21 protein-coding genes are annotated in these 21,145 nt (G+C 29.9%); all 21 read right to left on the bottom strand.

Annotated features, from left to right (window positions below):
* Positions 1-18: 18 nt before the first annotated feature.
* Positions 19-474: a hypothetical protein gene (locus NSA23_RS13640; RefSeq protein WP_042679659.1), complete on the bottom strand. Its 456-nt coding sequence runs from the start codon at positions 472-474 to the stop codon at positions 19-21.
* 119 nt (positions 475-593) lie between these two features.
* Complete coding sequence (locus tag NSA23_RS13635) at positions 594-884, bottom strand: PTS sugar transporter subunit IIB (protein WP_042679657.1); 291 nt, start codon at positions 882-884, stop codon at positions 594-596.
* A gap of 51 nt (positions 885-935) precedes the next feature.
* Positions 936-2,321, bottom strand: coding sequence for a PTS galactitol transporter subunit IIC (locus NSA23_RS13630; protein WP_081915172.1), 1,386 nt, complete (start codon positions 2,319-2,321; stop codon positions 936-938).
* Positions 2,322-2,346: 25 nt separating this feature from the next.
* Positions 2,347-3,285 carry a transketolase family protein gene (locus NSA23_RS13625; RefSeq protein ID WP_257490623.1) on the bottom strand — a complete coding sequence of 313 codons (939 nt, stop codon included), beginning with the start codon at positions 3,283-3,285 and terminating at the stop codon, positions 2,347-2,349.
* The gene (locus NSA23_RS13620) at positions 3,278-4,105 is read right to left on the bottom strand and encodes a transketolase (protein ID WP_042679652.1); all 828 of its coding nucleotides are present in this window, start codon (positions 4,103-4,105) and stop codon (positions 3,278-3,280) included. The genes NSA23_RS13625 and NSA23_RS13620 overlap by 8 nt, the downstream gene beginning before the upstream one ends.
* Before the next feature lie 40 nt (positions 4,106-4,145).
* A complete protein-coding gene (rpiB, locus tag NSA23_RS13615) occupies positions 4,146-4,607 on the bottom strand; it encodes a ribose 5-phosphate isomerase B (protein WP_042679650.1) in 462 nt (153 codons plus the stop codon).
* A gap of 160 nt (positions 4,608-4,767) precedes the next feature.
* Positions 4,768-5,796: an alcohol dehydrogenase catalytic domain-containing protein gene (locus NSA23_RS13610; RefSeq protein ID WP_042679648.1), complete on the bottom strand. Its 1,029-nt coding sequence runs from the start codon at positions 5,794-5,796 to the stop codon at positions 4,768-4,770.
* 66 nt (positions 5,797-5,862) lie between these two features.
* The gene (locus NSA23_RS13605) at positions 5,863-6,339 is read right to left on the bottom strand and encodes a PTS sugar transporter subunit IIA (RefSeq protein WP_042679646.1); all 477 of its coding nucleotides are present in this window, start codon (positions 6,337-6,339) and stop codon (positions 5,863-5,865) included.
* 20 nt (positions 6,340-6,359) lie between these two features.
* On the bottom strand, positions 6,360-9,302 hold the full coding sequence (locus NSA23_RS13600; protein ID WP_257490622.1) for a sigma 54-interacting transcriptional regulator: 2,943 nt from the start codon (positions 9,300-9,302) through the stop codon (positions 6,360-6,362).
* Positions 9,303-10,092: 790 nt separating this feature from the next.
* Positions 10,093-10,668: a pentapeptide repeat-containing protein gene (locus NSA23_RS13595; RefSeq protein WP_257490621.1), complete on the bottom strand. Its 576-nt coding sequence runs from the start codon at positions 10,666-10,668 to the stop codon at positions 10,093-10,095.
* A gap of 404 nt (positions 10,669-11,072) precedes the next feature.
* Positions 11,073-12,191: an alanine dehydrogenase gene (gene ald, locus NSA23_RS13590; protein ID WP_042679642.1), complete on the bottom strand. Its 1,119-nt coding sequence runs from the start codon at positions 12,189-12,191 to the stop codon at positions 11,073-11,075.
* Positions 12,192-12,230: 39 nt separating this feature from the next.
* Complete coding sequence (locus NSA23_RS13585; protein ID WP_257490620.1) at positions 12,231-13,643, bottom strand: Na+/H+ antiporter NhaC family protein; 1,413 nt, start codon at positions 13,641-13,643, stop codon at positions 12,231-12,233.
* A 173-nt stretch (positions 13,644-13,816) separates the two neighbouring features.
* The gene (locus NSA23_RS13580) at positions 13,817-13,939 is read right to left on the bottom strand and encodes an NAD/NADP octopine/nopaline dehydrogenase family protein (protein ID WP_222704725.1); all 123 of its coding nucleotides are present in this window, start codon (positions 13,937-13,939) and stop codon (positions 13,817-13,819) included.
* 159 nt (positions 13,940-14,098) lie between these two features.
* A complete protein-coding gene (locus tag NSA23_RS13575) occupies positions 14,099-15,520 on the bottom strand; it encodes a sigma-54 interaction domain-containing protein (RefSeq protein ID WP_257490619.1) in 1,422 nt (473 codons plus the stop codon).
* A 277-nt stretch (positions 15,521-15,797) separates the two neighbouring features.
* Entirely contained in the window at positions 15,798-16,121 is a 324-nt protein-coding gene (locus NSA23_RS13570; protein ID WP_042679636.1) for a PTS sugar transporter subunit IIA, read from the bottom strand.
* A gap of 31 nt (positions 16,122-16,152) precedes the next feature.
* Entirely contained in the window at positions 16,153-17,112 is a 960-nt protein-coding gene (locus tag NSA23_RS13565) for a glycosylasparaginase (protein WP_081915170.1), read from the bottom strand.
* Between the two features lie 36 nt (positions 17,113-17,148).
* A complete protein-coding gene (locus NSA23_RS13560) occupies positions 17,149-18,273 on the bottom strand; it encodes a Sapep family Mn(2+)-dependent dipeptidase (protein ID WP_257490618.1) in 1,125 nt (374 codons plus the stop codon).
* Positions 18,274-18,340: 67 nt separating this feature from the next.
* On the bottom strand, positions 18,341-18,862 hold the full coding sequence (locus NSA23_RS13555; RefSeq protein ID WP_257490617.1) for a GrdB-related putative oxidoreductase: 522 nt from the start codon (positions 18,860-18,862) through the stop codon (positions 18,341-18,343).
* Between the two features lie 9 nt (positions 18,863-18,871).
* Entirely contained in the window at positions 18,872-20,218 is a 1,347-nt protein-coding gene (locus NSA23_RS13550; protein ID WP_257490616.1) for a PTS sugar transporter subunit IIC, read from the bottom strand.
* Positions 20,219-20,229: 11 nt separating this feature from the next.
* Positions 20,230-20,556, bottom strand: coding sequence for a PTS sugar transporter subunit IIB (locus NSA23_RS13545; RefSeq protein WP_257490615.1), 327 nt, complete (start codon positions 20,554-20,556; stop codon positions 20,230-20,232).
* Between the two features lie 45 nt (positions 20,557-20,601).
* Positions 20,602-21,141, bottom strand: a complete 540-nt coding sequence (locus tag NSA23_RS13540) for an RDD family protein (RefSeq protein WP_042679627.1) — start codon at positions 21,139-21,141, stop codon at positions 20,602-20,604.
* Positions 21,142-21,145: the final 4 nt, after the last annotated feature.

Here is a 21,145-nt window from a genome sequence, read left to right as displayed (position 1 = left end):
CTTTAAACTGCCTTTCCTTCACCTTTTCTGATATTTAGCTACTTCAGGATGCAATATTCTCTCTATTTCCTTAAATTTCTCAAGTAATTCCTTGCCATTTTCAAATTGTAAAATATCTAGCCAATAGCGACCAGAAAATAATTTACCTTTTCCCACTCTTACATATACTCTGTCAGTAAATGGAAATTCTCTCACTCTTAGAAAGTTTATATCATGCCAATAATACTTGTGTTTTCTACCAAATCCAAAAAAAGTAATAGTTTCATCATCATCAGTTACCTTATCTGGTTGACTAATAGAACCAATAGTTGTTACTAATAGAACAGGTATGATTATAACTACAAGTTTATGAATATTTTGAGGTTCATTTCCTAAAATTCCTAAAATCCCCCATATTAAAATACATATTAATAAAATAATCTGTGCAGTAACAGCGAGAAAATATCTTAGTGAATTATATTTATAAATTTTCAAATTATTCACTCCCATATTTATTGACATTATGCTTTATATAAATTAATCTTATTGTGTATTAATATTCTTAATAGGAGATAAATCTAACTTCGTTTATCTCCTATATATTGACTTATACTCTATTTTTCAAGACCTAATTTTTCAATAATTAATTCAATATCTTTCTCTATTCCAATTCCAGAAATAAAAGATATAGTCCGAACTACTGGTACATTCCCTACATCTCCAATAGGTGTAGTAGTTACAAGTAAATCAAAACCATCAATTAGAGATGGAACTTCTGCTGCTTTACATTGTTGAATATGTGCATCTACACCTTTTGAGTTTAAAAGCTCTTTAACTTTATTAGCTACTACTGTAGAAGTTGCAATCCCAGAACCACATGCAACTAGAATTTTTTTCTTAGCCATTTAATTTCCTCCTCATTTTCTATTTAGTATATAAATTTATAGTAAATAATTTTATTCAGCCACTTCTTCTTTTTCTGCAATTTCTGTAGCAAATTGTTTCTTAATATCATTTCTTACCCAGAACCACAATAATCCATAAACAACTGCTGCCCCAAGACCAAGTAGCATACCTGCTTTATCTTTAAAGTCTAATATCTTTATCATCATCCATGGAATAATATGGCCACCTAAGTCAATACCAGATATCATAGTAGCCCCTTCTGGGAAATTAAAACCTACAGCTTTACCCATAGTTGTAGTTAATCCCGCTAAATCAGTACCTACGAAAAATATTATAGCCATAGTAATAATACTATTTACAATTCCTCTAACTATATTTCCTCTAGAAGCTGCAACAGCCCAAACAGTTACATAACATATGCCAGCTAAATCTGCAAAAGGCAACATTCTATTATATGGCAATGCTGCTGCTAATAAAATTGTAATTGGAACCATTATTAAAGATATAGCCATAGCTGCTGGATGACCTACTACAACTGCAGCATCTAATCCAATATATATTTCTTTTCCTGGAAAACGTTTTTGAATAAACTCTCTTGAACCCTCTGAAATTGGCATTAAACCTTCCATTAATAAGGAAACCATTCTAGGTAAAATAACAAGTACAGCTGCTAGTTTAATACCAAGATCTAGTATTCCAGCTAAATCATATCCACCTAAAATACCTAATATAATACCTAATATAACTCCCATCATTATTGGTTCTCCAAATATACCAAATCTCTTTTGTATAGTTTCTGGATTAGCATTTAACTTATTGAATCCTGGAATCTTATCTTCAACTTTATTTAATGCATACATAAGTGGTGCAAAATTCACACTTTCAGTATGTGGAAAAGAAACTCCTGGTAATCCAAAATGATGCTCTGCTGCTGGTGCTGTCCAATCAGCAAGTTTAAATATTATTACTGCAGTTATACATCCTACTAATAAGCCCATAAACATACTATCAAATTTGTAGTATGCAACAGAACCTGCAAAGATAAAATGCCAATAGTTCCAAAGATCTATATCCATTGTTTTAGTTAAGTTAGTAGCAAGCAAAACTACATTAAGAATTAAAATCAATACAATTAATATTGGAGCTACAGGAGTTCCAAAAGCTATAGCCGCACCTATAGGCCAACCAACATCCAATACATCTAAATTTAATCCTAGTCTATGAACTAATGCTTGTGCTGCAGGTCCTAAAGAACCTGATAATAGCTCAATTACAAGATTGATACCTACAAATCCTACACCAACAGTTAAGCCAGCTCTAAAAGATTTCCCTAACTTCTGACCAAATAATAAACCAAGAATAGTCAATATAATAGGCAACATAATTGATGGACCTAAACCTAATATAAAATCAACTGCTCCTTTAATAGTATCCAAGTTGACTCCCCCTTTTTATTTTTTATTATTTAAAATTGTAAATCTTTTTAACCTTTTCTATTATATTTTCAACTGTCAATCCATACTTTTTAAGTAAATCGTCACCAGTACCAGACTGTCCAAAACTATCTTTAACTCCTACTCTTAATAATGGGACAGGGTAGTTTTCTACTAGTACCTCAGCTACTGCAGATCCTAATCCTCCAATGATATTGTGCTCTTCCACAGTAACTATTCCCTTTGTTTCCTTTGCAGCTTTAAGGATAATATCATTATCAATTGGTTTAATAGTTGAAATATTAATTACCCTTGCAGAAATACCTTCTTTTAATAGTTCTTCTCTAGCGTCTAACGCTTTCTTTACCATTATTCCAGTAGCTACAATTGTTACATCTTCACCAGAACCTAGCTCCACGCCTTTTCCAATTTCAAAATCATAATCTTCATCGAATATTACAGGTAGGCCACTTCTTCCTAACCTTATATATACTGGTCCATAATGTTCAGCTGCTTTAAATACACATTTCTTTGCTTCAACACCATCTGCAGGATTTAAAACTACCATATTAGGTAAAGACCTCATAATGCTTAAATCTTCTAGAGCTTGGTGAGTAGCTCCATCTTCTCCTACAGTTAAACCTGCATGGGTAGCTGCAACCTTAACATTCAACTTTGGATAGCATATAGAATTTCTAATTATTTCAAAAGCTCTTCCTGTAGCGAAAACTGCAAAAGTACTAGCAAATGGTATCTTGCCAGAAGTTGCTAAACCTGCTGCAGTACCTATGAGATTTTGTTCAGCTATACCAACATTGAAAAACCTATCTGGATATGATTCTCTAAATACTCCAGTTTTAGTAGAACCTGAAAGGTCTGCATCTAACACAACTATATCTTTATTTTTCTCTCCTAACTCTTTTAGAGCTTGTCCATAAGCATCTCTAGTTGCTATTGTCTTAGCCATCTATTTCACCTCCAAGTTCATCTAATGCCTTTTTTGTTTCTTCTTTATTAGGAGCTTTCCCATGCCAGCCTACTTGGTCCTCCATAAAGGAAACTCCCTTTCCTTTAATAGTTTTTGCAATAATTATAGTAGGTTTTCCTTCTACTTTTTTTGCTTCATCAATTGCATTAAATATTTCTTCAAAGTTATGTCCATCAATAGATATTACATGCCATCCAAAAGCTTTAAATTTATCATCTATAGGTTCTATATTCATAACATCTTTATTTCTACCATCTATTTGAAAACCATTATGATCTAGAAATACTGTTAAATTGTCTAATTTATAATGGGCTGCAAACATAGCTGTTTCCCACACTATACCTTCCTGTACTTCCCCATCTCCTAATAAGGCATAAACCCTATAATCTTTTTTATCTATTTTCCCTGCTAGAGCCATTCCATTCGCTGCTGAAAGCCCTTGACCTAATGAACCTGTAGTCATATCCACACCTGGAGTTCCCTTCATATCTGGATGACCTTGTAGCATGGAATCTATCTTTCTAAGGTTACTTAATTCTTCTTTTGGGAAATATCCTTTCTTAGACAATGCTGCATAAATAACTGGTGCAGCATGCCCTTTTGATAAAACAAATCTATCCCTCTCATCCCAATTTGGATTGGTTGGATCGACTCTCATTTCTTTGAAATACAGTGCTGTAACAATTTCACAAGCTGATAAAGAACCTCCTGGGTGACCAGATTGGGATTTATAAAGCATATTAATTATACTTATTCTTAAATCATTAGCTATATCTTTATAGTCCTTATAGTTATCCATTAAATCTCCTCCTAGTTATATTAATACATTGCCACTAGTATTAATTTTTAAAATTTTCATCTTCAATTTTAACTATTTCTTCTAAATTAGCTGAAGAATGAGAAGGTTTAAAATCTAATTCTAACCACCTTTTGATAACTACTTTAGCTGCTTCTGGACCTATTACCCTTTGACCTAAAGATATTACATTAGTATTATTGCTTAGTTTTGCTCTTTCTGCAGAATAAACATCATGACAAACAGTTGAATGAATGCCTTTAAATTTGTTTGCAGATATTGACATGCCTATACCAGTTCCACATATTAATATTCCATTGTATTTATACTCACTATCTATTATCTTTTTACATAATTTTTCAGCTACTAAAGGATATTTTGTTTCATCCTCACTACTCATTACTCCAACATCTTCATAATCTATACCATTATCTTTTAGAAATTCAGCTATTGTGTTTTTTAAATCTACACCAGCTTTATCACTACCTATAATTATTTTTTTCATCATTCTTTCCTCCCTTTATGATTTTAATTCGTTAAAATATAATTTGTTTTTTATATATTCTAAATCTAAAACCTGGATTTCAGGCTCTAGAAATGTTTTAACCATGTTTATAATCATATAAATATTAAACATGCTTTAACTACTCTATACAGATATAATTTTATGGTTCTATAATAATTTTCATAGAATTTTCATCAATATCTGTAGACATATTTAAAGCTTTTTCTAGTTCAGAAAGTTTTAAAACATGGGTTATCATTTTATTTCCATCTATTTCTTTATTGGCAATCATATTCATTCCAATATCATACTCATATGGAGTAGAGGAATAGCTACCTATTACAGATATTTCATCATTGAAAAACTTATCTCCATCTATTTCCATAAGTGTCTCAGAGTTAAATGGAGAAAACACTAGAACTTGTCCACCTCGATCAACACAATTTATAGCATCCTTTAATAAGGAAGGAACTCCTGCTGCCACAATAGCTATATTAACTCCTTTATTGTTTGTAAGCTTATTTATGCTATCCACTATATTTTCTTCAAATACGTTTATAGTTCCGCTAACTCCAAAATCCTTAATTTTTTCCAATTTATAATCTGAAATATCACTTACGAAAACTTCCCCTACACCTAAACTTTTTACAAGTTGACAAAATAGAGCACCTACTTGTCCAGCACCCATTATTAAAACTTTATCTCCATATCTTATATTTAACTTTTTAAGACCATATAAACAACAAGATAAAGGTTCAATCAAAGTAGCTTCCATATAACTTAAGCTTTCTGGAATTATATGCATTGTATTTTCAACATTTAATCTTGGTACTCTGATATACTCTGAAAATCCACCTGGATGTATATTTGTCTCTTTAAATTGATTGCATAAAGTATACTTTTCTCTTATGCAGTATTCACAAGTAAAACATGGAACATGGTGAGCAAAAAAAACCCTATCACCTACTTTAAATTTTTCTACTCCATCTCCTACTTCTACTATCTTTCCTACTGCCTCATGTCCCAATACTACAGGAGTGTCTACAGTTTTATGTAACATTTTATGAATATCTGTTCCACAAAGCCCACAGGCTTCCATCTTAACAAGCACTTCTCCAAAACCAATGGCAGGCTTGTCAACCTCCTCATATCGTATATCTCCAATATCATAGTAAACTGCTGCCTTCATTTTATATTCCTCCACTTATCAATCTAAATTGTTATCTACCATAAGTAAAACCCAAACTATATATGTTTATAGAGATAAGGACTTTCTAATTAATTCAGAAATCTCTTCCTCATTTTCAGCATTTTTTATATCTTGTAATGTATGTCCATCTTGAAATAAGCCAATTAATTTTTGCAAAACCTCTAATTGCCCATCAGAATCTTTTATAGCAAGCATAAATAAAATCTCTACTTCAACAGTATTTTCTAAATCTGCCATAACATTAAATTCAACTGGCTTCTCAAGTATTCCTATACCAATAGATGTCTCTTCTACATGAAAGTAGTCTGTATGTGGAATAGCTACACCAATATCATCAGTAGGTAATCCTGTTGGAAAAATTTTTTCCCTTTCATATATAGCATCAATATAACTTTCCTTAACAAATCCTTTTTCTAACATTACCTTTGATAGTTTTTCAAGTACTTCTTTATTATTGTTTCCTTCAATACGGCTTACTGTGATATTGTCATATAGATTTGCCTTAGTTGTATCTGCCTTCATATTTATTTCCTCCTATAAAATTAAAATAGTCTAATAAAATCATTGTATGATTTTGCATCCATTATTTTTTCCAAAGTATCTTTCCTATTTAAAAAATCATATAAACTTTGTACAATATTTACATCACTTGACTTTATAGCTATAACTCCTACAAACATGGCTCTGCTAACTCCCCACTCTATTCCTTCTTGTATCCTTCCAAAAGCAATAGATGTCTCTTTTACATACTTAACATCTCCATGAGGTATTACTACTCCTTCTGTAAAAAACACTGGTCCCATTTCTTCCCTATCAAGTACAGATTGTATAAATTCCTTCTCAACAAAACCTTTTTCATATAATAAATGACCTAATTTTAATATTGCATCTTCTTTATTTTCTACATTCATATCTAAAATGGTAGTTGAAGGTCTAACTATATCTATTAATTCAAAATCTTGAACATCTCTATTATCACTAGAAATATAATCATGATTTCTTAATAACCTCTCTATTTTAGATATTCCATCGCTATCCAAAACTTCTTGAAAAGAAACATAGGGTATCCCATAAATATTAGGATTTATAGTGCCTACTATAGCAACTAAATTATTATTCTTTTTTATATTTAATATAAGCTCTTTGAACCCATAATCCACTACACCTATAGGAATAATATCTATATTATTTTCTATAGCCCCTATTTTTTCTGACAATACATCTTTTATCTTTTTAGCTGAACCTTGGCCAGTAATACAAATAGTAATTATAGCCTTGGTTTTAGGTTCTTTTCTATTTTTAATAAGATTATTAGAAGAATTATCTAATACCTTAATATTTTCTTCCAACAATGTATCTGCAATATCATCTAAATTTGAACTTGGAAGTATAGCTCTTCTTACTGCTTCTATGACCATAACAGTATCTACTCTTGGCAACACTCTTATCTCTATTCCTGTTTTCTTACTTATTAATTCTCCAAAAGAAGTAAGGGAACCCATATCTACTAACAATAGAACTCCTTTTCCTTCATCTATTTTCTTTACAACATCAATAGCTAAATCTAACATTGCCTGTGGCTTTTCATCTAGGGACATTTCCAATGATTTGCCAAAATTAACTCCTAATAATCTATTAGCAACATCTAACATGCCCTTAGCTACATTGCCATGGGTCATAACCAAGACTCCCACTCTTCCTTCTATATCTTGATTCTGTCCTTCAACAGACATCCTTAAATACATAGTTATAAATCCAGCTTCATCTTCTGATAAATTTATATTTAATTCATCATTAATGATAGATACCATTTCCTTAGCTACTTCAAATTCCTCCTCAAACTCTTTTTTTACATTATCTAATTGAGGATTTTTTAAAAGTTTACCTTGTTTAATCCTATTGATAGTAGTATTTAAATGGATGGCAAGAACATAGTACAAATTATCTACATCTATACTAAGTCTTAATTTTGCTATATTTAAAATTTTATTTGTTATATAAACAATTTCTTCTCCTACAATACTAGTTAAACCACTTTTTTCTATACTTCTAACACTACTATTTACTTTTTTCATAAAGTTCTTTAATCTTTGTTCCATTTCATTGCCAATAATATAATTTATAGCTTCTTGATTAACTTTTTTATTTTGTAAATGTATATATCTTTCTTCAATATCTGTGTATATTTCATTGGATAATACATAGAGATCTTCTTTTAAAGAAATCTTATCTGCCCTATTATTAGGAAATACAATAAGTCCTGAACTGTTTACAAGGTTATGTATTTCTTTCCTATTATTTTGAATTTTTAAAGATCCAGTTTTTACATTTACAGGTAGCTCATTTAATGTGATTTCCATCTTATTATCTTGTTTCACCAAACTATTTAGGAAACTTCTAGCACAAGAAACTTGTATATCACTCCTCAACTGACCAACATTTCCGGGACAGTCATAAAGAAGGAGGGCTTTCATAGCTTCACTACTTATTTTTATAACTTTCTTGGTCCTATAAGATTCCTTACTAAAAAAATACTTTATTAAATTAAATCTTTCTTCCAATGGTCTAGAATTTAAATCAGGTAACTCTATAACCATAGGTATCCTTCTTCTAAAAGTAGTCAATAAAACTGAATCAGGACTTTCAGTCGTAGCTGAGATAATAGTTACTTGGACTTTTCTCTCTTGTTCATCTCCTAGTCTCCTGAATCTTCCCTTATCTAATAAATAAAACAGCATTTCTTGACCTTCTGGTGGAAGCCGATGCACTTCATCTAAAAACAATATACTTCCATCTGCTTTTTCAACTAAGCCTGCTTTATTTTCATTAGCCCCAGTAAAAGCTCCTTTTTTATATCCAAATAACTGTGCCATAAGTAATTGAGGGTTTTCAGCATAATCTGCACAATTGAACACTATAAATGAAGCTTTTTTTTCAATAGTTCCTGATTTTTTAGCATATTTAAACATAGCTGTGGCTAAATCACTTTTCCCTGCTCCAGAGGGTCCTAATATAAGGGTATGGAGTCCATTGGGTGGATATAAGATTGCTGCTTTAGCCTGTTGTATACAAAGTTTCAAACTACCTTCACAGCCAATAATATCCTTAAACGAAAAATTCTTCTCTTCCTCTAAAACATAATTACTTGGACTCTCTTTTAAATTATTATCAAAATAATTTACTTCTTTGCTTCTTAACAATTCTTCTTTATATTTAATCACTGAATTCAAAGATATTTTATATCCTTCTTTTTTAAGTATTTTTGCTAAATCACTTTCTGTTATATCATTATCTTCATTTAATATTTCTTGAATCTTAGGAAAAAGTACTTCTTTCATTCTATCTCTAGAGTTAGGAATACCCATTTTATTCCTTATCATAGTAACATACTCTCTTTGAACGTTTAGCTTCTTTGATATCTGATTATCAGTCAAAGGATTCTTCTCATCTTCATTATTTATTAAAGAAACTACTTTTTTCTCCATCTTGATCCTCCTGTCTTTATATACTGCAATGGTCATGCCAATACTTTTTTTGATTTTTTAATACTGGAATAACCCCTTAGTATTTCAACCTTTTCTCAATATTTTCAGAAAAATCATTACTATTTTGAAAATAAAACTATTTTCATAATAGTATTTTTACTATTTTGATAACGTTTGCAATACTGTAAATAAAATATATACTAGTTTTACTTTTATATACTTTGAAAAAAATAGAGGCTTTAGCCTCTATTTTTAAAGAATCAATATTAAATTTAAGTTATTTTTCATATGTTGTCACTTTACATATATTTATTTCATCAATCTTTATACAGAAATAACTAAGTATTTTTTAATTATTCTATTTTTTTCATCAAAATCCTTTATTATTATACATTTATATATATGATATTAATACCGCCTTTACCATGAATAGGAAAATAGAGCTACCCATTTATTTAGGTAACTCTATATAACTAATTAGTTATTCAATTATAACTCCAATATATTTTTTTCATTTATATGTAGAAACAATTATCACCATCATCTTTGGAATATTTCTTGATACTTTTTCCAATTAACAAATTCTATATGAATTTTACCAAATAAGTAATTAAAATTAATTCTCCTTATATATAAATTAACCCTTTAGCTTTTCTTTAAACAATTCTATCATAGTGTCTGCTTCTTTAATATTTATTAAAGTAGATAATAACAAAGTAAACTAACACTCTTATAAAAATTGCTACTTTTTTCATAGAGTAACCTTATTTCAATTTGTAAGGATAAATTACTATTCAATTTTAATATCAAGTGTACTAAGCAAATTTACTACATCTGGATATGAAAATTTAGCCCTTTTTATATTGTTACTACTAATGTCAATTGAATAATTATGTGCTTCCCTAAAATCAGCTTCTTTTAAATCACAGTTTTGAAATAATGAATTTGAAAAATTAACATTTTTGAAATTCGCTTTTGTCAAATCACATTCTTGAAAATATGTATCATGTATAGTTGAACCACTAAAATCAAAGGATATTAGCTGCATATCCATAAAATTATTATATTTAATAACACATTCTTTCATAAACTTTGCAGGAAAAAAGATGGCACTACGTCCTTGTATTTCTGCCCAATTTATTCCTATTAAATTACATTCAGTAAAAGCACAATTTAGAAATCTACAAACTTCAAATTGTAAATTTCTAAATGTGCAATTGATAAATTGGCAATTATCAAAATTACAATTCTTCATTTTCGTATCTAAGAACTGACAATTATAAAATGTACATTCAATATATCTTAAACTTTCTACATATTCCTCTTCATATATTAAATCTTCTATTCTTCGATTATCAAATTTCATATAAATCCCCTCTTATCTAGTCTCTTATTCCACTTTTGTTAGAATACCCCAAATATTAAACTATCCTAGTCTTAATAAAATAATATAAACTAATATAGCAATCTAATTATAACATAATAAAAAAAGCCATCAAGCTAATTAAAGTTTTGTATATATCAGCTTCATGGCTATAACAGTATTTATGCATAAATATTTTAAGTTTTAATTTTTTCTATGATAATACCCTCCATATTCGTTAATATTCTTTCTTGCCGTAAATATAAAATTTAAAAAACTATCAAAATTTGATACCATCTCTACAAATAAAGGATTATTAAATACACCATCTTTTTATGTATGATCATAACCACCCATTTCACAGATGGTTATAATTTCAAAATATTTGTTAAACTAAGACTTTAGACTTATATTCCTAAAACCTTTTCTGGAGTAGTATAAGGTCTATTTTGTTTCTTACCTGTTTCCTCAAGAGTTAGCTTTCCATTCCAAGTTGTTAGCCCTCTTCTCAAATATTTATTTTCAACCAATGCTTTTTCTACTCCTTTATCTGCAATCTGTAAAGCAAAAGGTAAAGTAGCATTGCATAGTGAATAAGTAGAAGTTTGTGGAAATGCTGCTGGTATATTGTCCACTACATAGTGAGTTATACCTTCTTCTACATATATTGGATTATCATGGCTTGTTGATCTAGATGTCTCTATAGCCCCATTGTCATCACAAGACACATCAACAATTAATGATTTTGGTTTCATAATTTTTAACATTTGTCTTGAAACTAGATGATCTGTTCTCCATTTTGGCCAAAGAATACAATTTATCAATACATCTGTTCTTTTTAAACAGTCAATTAAATTTTGTTCATCTGAATATAATAATTCTACATTTGATGGCAAAATATTTTTCGCATATTCAAGTTTATTTGTATCAATATCTAATATAGTTACTTTGTTCCCAAAAGATGAAGCCAACTCCGCTGCTCCTAATCCTGCATTTCCTGCTCCTATGATTGTCACTTCTGGAGTCCTTACTCCATGAACTCTAGCTAACAATAGTCCTTTTCCTCCATGAATACTTTGGCAGAAATTAAGTGCTGCTATAAATCCACCTTTTCCTGCTATCTCACTCATAGGCTTAAGTAATGGAAATTCTCCATCTTTATCATTAACATCTTCATAAGCAATACTTATAACATTCTTTTCTAAAAGAATATCTGTCTGGTCTCTATGAGCATTAGAATGAATATAAGTAAATACTATTAAACCTTCCCTTAAATACTTATATTCTTCTGGCAGTATCTCTTTTACTTTATATATAAGTTCTGATTTTTCGTATAATTCTTCTGTTGTGGCAACTATTTTTGCACCTTGTCCAATATAATCCTTATCTGAAAATCCACTTCCTAATCCTGCATCTTTTTCTACTAAAACAGTATGCCCTCTTTTGATAAATTCCTTAACCCCATTAGGAGTACAAGCAACTCTGTATTCATTGTTTTTAATCTCTTTTGCTATACCTATTATCATTTTTTATTCCTCCCTATATATTAAAAATTTAATTTCAAACTATAGTACAAATCCAAGTATCAGATATAATATACAACTAATGGTTGCTGCAGTTAATGCATAAGGCATTTGAGTTTTTACATGATCCATATGGTCAGAGCCTGATGCTAAAGATGAAAGTATATTTGTATCAGATATTGGAGAACAGTGATCTCCAAAACATCCTCCACCCATAACTGCTGCAATGGTTGCGTAAATAATATTTGTTATTCCTCCTCCTGTAAGTTCAAAGGCTAATGGAATAGCTATTGGAGTCATTATGGCATAAGTTCCCCAGCTTGTCCCAGTAAAGAAGGAAACAAATGCACAGGTGAGAAATGTAAATACTAATAAAAGTGTTGGAGTCATCCATGCTTTAGTTATAGACACTACATAGTTTGCAGTTCCCAATTCTTTACTAATAGCATTTAAACAATAAGCTAAAGACAGTATAATTACAGCAGACATAATACCCTTTATTCCTTCTATAGCTGTATCAACAAGTTCTTGTACTGTAGCCATTTTTTGAATAAGCATAGTTATAAACTGAAACACTACTGCTGCAATAAATCCTTCAAGAGTTTTTGCATTCCCTGATATTAAATAAGTTCCTAAAGTGACACCTATTATTATTATTGCTGGAGCGAAAAAGTTAATTAAAAGATTAGGCCTTGTACCTTCATTTGGCTTTATTTGTTCAAGTTCTTTACCTATCATTGGCTTTGCTCCATCAGCAATAACTTTTCCTGTTTCTCTTGCTCTTTTTTCCGCTTTTTTCATAGGCCCAAAATCTGGTACAATTCCACCAGCAATAAGTCCTACTAACAAGATTGAAATTATTCCATAGAAATTATATGGCACCATTTTAACTACTGCATTTGTGGCTATAGTTTTGTTAGCAAAAGCTCCTATTCCTACAAGTAATCCAGCTTCATAGACTCCCCATGCTGAAAAAGGTATCAAAGTACAAACTGGAGCGGAAGTAGAACTACATATATAAGAAAGCTTTTCTCTAGACACTCTAGCTTTATTTGTAATTCCTTTCATTACTGTACCTACATATAATGGACTGAAATAGTCACTAAAGAAAATAAATATTCCAAGCAACCAAGCCATTATTTGAGCTCCTGCTGCTTTTATGTTCTTTTTACTTATTTTATCTGTAAAAGCATTGATTGCACCAGATTTCTGGAAATAAGCAACCATTATACCTACAAAAACTTCAATACATACTACCCATATAAAATCTGCATTTCCTAATGCATCTTGAACTAAACCAGTGAAACCAAATAAAACATTTTGTCCTGTTATAAATATCCCTACCAAAATCCCTATAAGAAGTGAAAACACTGCTTCTTTTGTAATAAAAGCTAGAATAACTGCTACCAATGGTGGTAGTAAAGATAATATTCCATAACTCGTTGCTGGGTCCATATGATAACCTCCTTCATATTTTTAAAAAATGTTATCTAATTCTTTAACATCATATTTTTCTAACCCTAATGTTTTTATAGTGCTTTTTCCTCTTTCCTGTAATCTTTGTCCATTAATGCTAAAGCAATATTTATAACAGAATTCATAACAGGTATATCTACTTACAATCGTTTTCACAAATCTGTCATAAATACTAATCCATATCCTACATCTTCATTTAAATGTCTGTGTTCCAAAGTATTTGGAGCTTTTATACATTTAAAACCTTTAGCATCACCTTTTTTAAATCCTACCATTTGTCCTCCTCCTTTCTATCTATTTTAAAATTTATTATTACGACTATATACACTGCAATATTGATACCAATAAAAAAAGAAGGAACATTGCTAACTTTCCTTCTTTTAATGTATGATTTCCTACACTATGTAATATTATTTGACGTATGAATTTTTACACTACCCCCATTGTATATTATGTTTATCCATTTTATAGTACAGTCTTTGTCTTGTTATTTTTAGTACTTCTGCTGCCTTTGAAATATTTCCTTTTGATTTTTCAAGTGCATCAATAATCATTTTTTTCTCTATACTATTTACTACATTATCTAGTGACTCGCAACCTTCTAATAAACTAAAATAAAAATGTTCTTTTGGTGATTCATCATCTTCTGTTTTTATTTTTTCTGATAAGTATATTGGAAGATTTTCTAATTTTATATTTCCTTCATTTATAATATTAACAGAAGCTTCTATAATATGCTGTAGTTCCCTTACGTTGCCAGGCCAGTTATATAACATAAATAATTCCTCTACTTCTTTTGATATTCCCTTAACATTTTTATTTAACTCTTTGTTATATTTATTTATGAAATGCTCTACATATAATAGAATATCTTCTTTTCTGTCTCTCAAAGGAACTAATCTTATATTCACTACATTAAGTCTATAAAATAAATCTTCTCTAAGTTGACCTATTTCAATAGCTTTTAATGGTTCAACATTCATAGCTACAATTATCCTTACATCTACTTTTCTATCTTTTGAATCACCTATTCTCCTTATAACACCATCTTGCAACACTCTTAAAAGCTTGGCTTGAAGACTAATTGGCATAGAATTTATTTCATCTAAGAATAGAGTTCCACCATGAGCTTGTTCAAACAATCCTGGTTTATCTGTTGATCCTGTAAAAGCTCCTTTTACTGAGCCAAACAGTATTGACTCAAATAAACTTTCTGGTAAAGCAGCACAATTTTGTGCTATAAAAGGTCTATTGTACCTTGAACTATAATTGTGAATAGATTGTACATAGAGTTCTTTCCCTGTACCTGTTTCTCCATAGACAAGAATAGAAGAGGAACTGTCTGCAATTAGTTTAGCCTTTTCTATATTTTCCTTCATTTCCTCATTTCTAGTGATTATATCTTTAAATTCATACTTTACAGAAAATTCATCTGATCTAAAAGGTGTATTTATTACTGATACAGACTCCTTTTCTATTAGAGGTGTATCTTCTTTGATTCTAGTAATATCTTTAGATAATTCAATAGTACCAAGTATTTTACCACTTCTTATAATAGGTAATGTTAAATTTTGAGTGTTATATACCCTTCCTTTTTCATCATAGAATTTTTGATGTTCTCTATATATTGGAAGACCGTATTTAAGACAGGTTATAACTGAACTTTCTTCAGGTTTTATTGTAGGATATACTTCTAAAAATTTTCTATTAATGATACTTTCAAGTTCATCTTCACAACCATCTTTATCAAATCTAGGATTAAATCTAACTGAATATACTATTCTACCCTTGTTATCAACAATCATTATAGCATCTACATATTTCATATTTATATTCTTAAGATATGTATCTCTCATGAACCCACCTCTTTTAATTTATTAATCACTATCTATATATTTTAACATATAAATGATTAATTGCTTTATGCATTATAAATACTAGTTAGGGAAACAGTACTTTACCATCTTACAAAATACTGTTCCCCTATGTTGATTATTTCATTATAAGTTTTGTATTTAGAATACCCGCTTTAGTAATTTTAGAATATATATTTAATAAATATGTAAAATAAAAAGCAAAGACATCTTACAAGTATTTATACCTGCAAAATATCCTTGCTATTTATAATTAATATCATTCTTTATTAACATTTGAATATTTTTTATGAACTAATAGCATTTCATTAGTAACATCTCTTAACATTTCAGTTGACATCATTTGATCCTCAGCATGCATTAATAAAAGAGATATCTCAATAGGTTCTCCCTGGGTTTCCTGTTGCAGTAAATCCACATGAATTTCATGGGCTTTCCCTAAACTATTTTCAGCATCCTTTATAAATTTTTCAGCATCCTCAAATCTTTCTTCCCTTGCTGCTTTCAATGCTTCAAATAAAAATGATTTTGCATCTCCTACATTGCTAATTATCTGGAAATTTAATAATTCTATACCTTCCATAGTATTCACCATCTTTCTCTATTAGATTTAGTTATTTTAATTTTAAAGGAGCTGTCCTTTTATTCATATAATTATCTAGCCATTCTTTAGTTGCAACTTCATAAATTGTTTTATTATTTTCTACTGAACATACATATACAGTTGGTGCCAATTTATCAGTAGCTATTACAAAAGAAAATCCTTCAATATTGGTAGCTACACCAAATTCACCTTTATTATTAATACAAACAACAGAAATATCTCCTGCTTCTTTTCTTCTATCAACAAGCAATTTATTCAATTCATATACAGCTTTATCTGCTGCCTCTTGAGGTGTATAACCATCCTTCATTAATCTGACAATTTCATAGGATATACATCCTTTCATAATATCTTCTCCTAGTCCAGTAGCAGTAGCCCCTCCTATTTCACTATCTACATAAAAACCTGAACCAGATAATGGTGAATCACCAGTTCTTCCTCTTTTTTTCATAAATAATCCACTTGTAGATGTACCACAAGCCATAGAATAATTGGAATCCAACGCAACCATTCCTACAGTGTCATGTCCTGCATAAGGACTTAAACCTTTATCTACAGTCTCTTTTAACCTATTTTTATAATGAATAATAGCTCTATCTGTAAGCATGTTAGCTCTTTCAAATCCATTTTTATGAGCATATTCTTCTGCTCCATGACCAACTAGAAAACAATTGAATTTTTCTTCACTTAATTTTCTAGCTATACTTATTGGATTTTTAAAATCCTTAATACCTGCAATAGCTCCAATAGATAGACTATCACCATCCATATAAGCAGCATCCAATTCTACTTCTCCATTCTCATTAGGAAGACCACCATATCCAACAGATTTATAATATGGGAAATCTTCTACCATCTTTATAGCTGTTTCAATAGCATCCCCAGAACTTTCCTTATTCTTTAACAATTCATTTGCCTTCTGAACACCTTCTAAAGCCATCCTCCATGTAGCTATAATTGCCCACTTCACATTTATCCCCCATTTCTATTCATTTTAAAATTATATTTACTTTGCCAAATTGTATATTGCTTGAGAAAATATCTTTGCATTTAAAATAATATCACTTATATCCATGTATTCATTTGGATTGTGCGAAATTCCCTTCTGCCCTGGAAAGGAAGGTCCAAATGGTACAATATTAGGCATTATTTTTGCGTAAGTTCCTCCTGTTGTAGTGACAGGAGTTCCATCTAAATTTGTAACATCTTCATAGGCTTTTTGTAAAGATCTAACTAAAAAAGAATCCTTTTCAAATTTAACTGGATTATAATTTAATAATAATTCTAGTTTTATGTTTTCACTTAATTTTGACTCCATCTTTTCTAATATTTCATCAATACTAACAATAGCTGGATAGCTTAAACTAATATTAAATAATAGTTTAGATTCTTCTATTCCAATATTGTAATTTCTCATCTCCATAGTACCAAATTCTTCATCACTAAAGTTAATCCCTAATCTGTCACCATTACTCTTACTAGAAAGAATATAAGTATTTAAAAAGTTAAAAAACTCTTCTATAATTCTCTCATAGTTTTCATCGTTATACTCTATTTGAAATTGAATATTTGCTCTTCCTCTTTCTCCATATACAACTGGATATTTACAATCAGGAGTAAATCCCATTATAGGAGGTTTTTCTCTTTCCAGATAATATGGAATATCATTAAATCCACTTTCCTCATCAGTACCAAATATAATTCTCACTGGCTTATTGATTTTTAATCCAGCTTCCTTAATAGCATATAAAGCATAAAGTGCTGATATAATAGGACCTTTATTGTCCAGTACACCTCTGCCATATATTTTTCCATTTTCAATATGACCACTAAAAGGTGGAAATTTCCAACCTTCCCCTACAGGGACTACATCTAAATGTCCTAAAACTCCTATATAATTTTCTCCTTCACCATACTGAGCATATCCAATATAATTATCTAAATTTTTGGTTTTGAATCCCAAATCTTCAGCTATTTCTAATGCTTTGACTAATGCAGCTTTTGGCATCTCTCCAAAAGGAGCATCTATCTTTGATTTTTCCTTGATACTTCCTATATTAACAAGATCTATAATAGACTTCAATAATTCATCTTTATAATATTCAATCTTATCATTTAAAATTTCTTCCATTATATAACCTCCATTATAAAAACCAATATATATAGGTAGTCTATGTACATAGACTACCTATATATATTTAATAACATATCTTTTCTTTCAATTTACTAATGTCCTCTTCATCAAATAGTTTTCTTGCTAGTATACAAATATTATTTAATGATTTATTTAACCCGATACCACCTTTTTTAGGCATCTTTACAATATTCACTATTTTCTTATATTTTAAAATAGTTTCTTCATTTTCTTGAGACATAGCAGCAACTACTGGTATATCTGTCTTTTCACTTATCTCTTTTGAAATAGCAGCACACATATAAGCATAGCCATTATAATTATATGCTGGTCCACAGATAACTACATCTGGATCTAATTTTTTCACCATTGCAGTCATCTTTTTAACTACTTTCTCTTCATTTTCTTTAAAATAACTGTCACCACAATACAAGCAAGCAATGACCTTACCTTCTACTTTTTTAAGATGGGGATCAATCATAGGAACTGAACCTATCTCTCCTTTTTTACCACCTAATGGAAGATTAGCTCTTTCTTTCCCTCCCATTCCAGCTTGTATTTGGTCAAATATCATTAAAACTTTCATATTTACCTCCTAAATATCATCTAAAGATATATCATCAAATGAAATATCTTCCAATTCATCTTCTTCTGTTTGAGATTGCTCATCTTTTAGATAATTTTTATCTAGTATCTTTATAAATGGATAGTAGACTACACAGCCTAATACTACTAATATAACTTGAAATAATGCTGCCTTTAAACTACCTGTTGATAAGTATCCTGAAAATCCTAAAGGTGTTGTCCACGGTATTTCAACTCCATTTGTATAAGGCAAGAACCCACTCTCAAAAGCTATAGCTGACAAAATAGTATTCATTAATGGAACCCCTATAAAAGGTATAATCATCACAGGATTTAGTACAATTGGCAAGCCAAATATAATAGGTTCATTAATACCAAATACACCAGGTACAATGGACAATTTACCTAATTGTTTAATTCTTTCAGATTTGCAAACCGTCACCATAAGTATAACTAGGGAAAGAGTACTTCCTCCTCCACCAAATGTTTGGAATAAGTCTACAAACTGTCCTGTATATATATGTGGCAATGCTAGTCCCGCTTGGAAAGCCTTTAAATTTTCTATTGACAAAGTTCTAAATATTGGTGAGAAAACTGAGTTTGCAACTGCAGGACCATTTATTCCAAAGAACCAGAAAACAGAACAAGATACAACATAAACAATTTGTGCACCTAAACTATTTCCTACTCCCATTAAAGGAGCTTGCAATACAGTATATATAAAATTGTGTGCAGATTCATATGGTGTAAGCTCAAATAAAATTCTTACTAGGAAAAATATAAACATTACTATAGCACTTGGAATCAAAGCTGCAAAGGAATTAAAAACAGCTGGTGGTACTCCTTCTGGCAGCTTTATTGTCCAGCCTTTTTTATAAGCCCAGTTAAATATTCGAACAGATAAAATTGAAACAATCATTGATAAAAATATTCCACTTGTTCCTGTAAAAGAAAAACTTATAGCATTTAATGTTTTAGTCCCTTTTACACCTTCATATGCAATTATTGTAGGCATCAAAATTACAAAAGACACAAGAGAAACAATTGCTCCTTGTATTCTATCTGCTCCTATCTCTCTAGAATAAGAATATCCTATACCAATAACTGCTAATAACGATATAATATCAAAAGTTGCTCTTGCTACATTAGATAAATAGGATTCCCATCCTTCTCCAAATATTCTTGCCCAAAACTCAGACCATCCTGGTATTGGAAAATTTGCTATTAAAATAAATAGAGACCCTACAATTATCAATGGAGTTGATACCAAAAAACCATCACGTATAGCAACTAAAATTTTATTCTTACCTAGTCTATCTGCTACAGGCATTAAAACTTTCTCTAGTTTTTCAAACATTTTAACCTCCCCTAACCTTTATATTTTTTCATCAATACTATTGACTTTTTTAACACTTTTTCTCCATCCATCATTCCATAATCAACGGAATCAATAACTCCAACTGGAACATTATAATCTTTCACTCTGTTTTTAGTATCCTCAAATAAATGTCTAACTTGAGGCCCTAATAATACACAGTCAGGATTCTTCTCATCCAATATCTTCTCCAAATTTCTAATTGGAAAAGCCTTTACTTCTATGGATAATTTGTGCTTATCACCAACATCTTGCATCTTTTTAGCAATCATGCTTGTACTCATTCCATTATCACAAAATAAATATATCTTTTTCACCATTTCCACCTCCATTATTATAGTTTTATATATAAAAAAATTAATATACTAATCTTTTAAATTTAAAACTTTAGTACCTGCAATATAATCGTGAATAGCCCTATTTGACTTTGAAAAAATCATAATTATTATAGATAAAATCGTAGTTACAAAAGAAACATATAAAAGTCCCTTATATAATGATTTTGAGCCAATAATTATTAATATTAATTGCCTTAAATAACTTCCACCAATTACGAATCCGCCTTCTAAAATCATAGAACCTAATAATTCTCTTTTAAACATTGTATTTAAATCTACATTATTGCCATCCATCTTTACTACTTTAAAGCCTAATGTTTTTTTCATTAAAGTTTGTCCATCAAATTTATACACAGGTAATATTACATAATAAAATAAGGCTATTAAAATTCCTAATATGCAAGCTAATACTCCATTTAATGTAGATAAAGCTGATAATTCCTTAGTCATCTGTACTTCACCAGTTTCTATACTATAAATTAATAAAATAGGTATATGAGCCAAAACTGATGATATATAAATATCAAGTATTGTAGCTATTCCTCTTTTAAATATACTTACTCTCATAATA

The organism is Anaerosalibacter massiliensis (assembly GCF_024623155.1).
Lineage (GTDB): Bacteria > Bacillota > Clostridia > Tissierellales > Sporanaerobacteraceae > Anaerosalibacter > Anaerosalibacter massiliensis.
Note: the sequence above shows the minus strand (reverse complement) of the source record. Positions and strands in the feature narration are given on the sequence as shown.

What these genes read in the sequence shown, in the direction of transcription:
- NSA23_RS13540 (WP_042679627.1), bottom strand. Translation starts at nt 21,141, where the DNA reads ATGAGAGTAAGTATATTTAAAAGAGGAATAGCTACAATACTTGATATT.
- NSA23_RS13595 (WP_257490621.1), bottom strand. Translation starts at nt 10,668, where the DNA reads ATGAAATTTGATAATCGAAGAATAGAAGATTTAATATATGAAGAGGAA.
- NSA23_RS13545 (WP_257490615.1), bottom strand. Translation starts at nt 20,556, where the DNA reads ATGGTGAAAAAGATATATTTATTTTGTGATAATGGAATGAGTACAAGC.
- NSA23_RS13575 (WP_257490619.1), bottom strand. Translation starts at nt 15,520, where the DNA reads ATGAGAGATACATATCTTAAGAATATAAATATGAAATATGTAGATGCT.
- NSA23_RS13635 (WP_042679657.1), bottom strand. Translation starts at nt 884, where the DNA reads ATGGCTAAGAAAAAAATTCTAGTTGCATGTGGTTCTGGGATTGCAACT.
- rpiB (WP_042679650.1), bottom strand. Translation starts at nt 4,607, where the DNA reads ATGAAAAAAATAATTATAGGTAGTGATAAAGCTGGTGTAGATTTAAAA.
- ald (WP_042679642.1), bottom strand. Translation starts at nt 12,191, where the DNA reads ATGATAATAGGTATAGCAAAAGAGATTAAAAACAATGAATACAGAGTT.
- NSA23_RS13555 (WP_257490617.1), bottom strand. Translation starts at nt 18,862, where the DNA reads ATGAAAGTTTTAATGATATTTGACCAAATACAAGCTGGAATGGGAGGG.
- NSA23_RS13570 (WP_042679636.1), bottom strand. Translation starts at nt 16,121, where the DNA reads ATGGAAGGTATAGAATTATTAAATTTCCAGATAATTAGCAATGTAGGA.
- NSA23_RS13585 (WP_257490620.1), bottom strand. Translation starts at nt 13,643, where the DNA reads ATGGACCCAGCAACGAGTTATGGAATATTATCTTTACTACCACCATTG.
- NSA23_RS13625 (WP_257490623.1), bottom strand. Translation starts at nt 3,285, where the DNA reads ATGGCTAAGACAATAGCAACTAGAGATGCTTATGGACAAGCTCTAAAA.
- NSA23_RS13580 (WP_222704725.1), bottom strand. Translation starts at nt 13,939, where the DNA reads ATGGTAGGATTTAAAAAAGGTGATGCTAAAGGTTTTAAATGTATAAAA.
- NSA23_RS13600 (WP_257490622.1), bottom strand. Translation starts at nt 9,302, where the DNA reads ATGGAGAAAAAAGTAGTTTCTTTAATAAATAATGAAGATGAGAAGAAT.
- NSA23_RS13620 (WP_042679652.1), bottom strand. Translation starts at nt 4,105, where the DNA reads ATGGATAACTATAAGGACTATAAAGATATAGCTAATGATTTAAGAATA.
- NSA23_RS13610 (WP_042679648.1), bottom strand. Translation starts at nt 5,796, where the DNA reads ATGAAGGCAGCAGTTTACTATGATATTGGAGATATACGATATGAGGAG.
- NSA23_RS13605 (WP_042679646.1), bottom strand. Translation starts at nt 6,339, where the DNA reads ATGAAGGCAGATACAACTAAGGCAAATCTATATGACAATATCACAGTA.
- NSA23_RS13560 (WP_257490618.1), bottom strand. Translation starts at nt 18,273, where the DNA reads ATGGAAGAAATTTTAAATGATAAGATTGAATATTATAAAGATGAATTA.
- NSA23_RS13550 (WP_257490616.1), bottom strand. Translation starts at nt 20,218, where the DNA reads ATGTTTGAAAAACTAGAGAAAGTTTTAATGCCTGTAGCAGATAGACTA.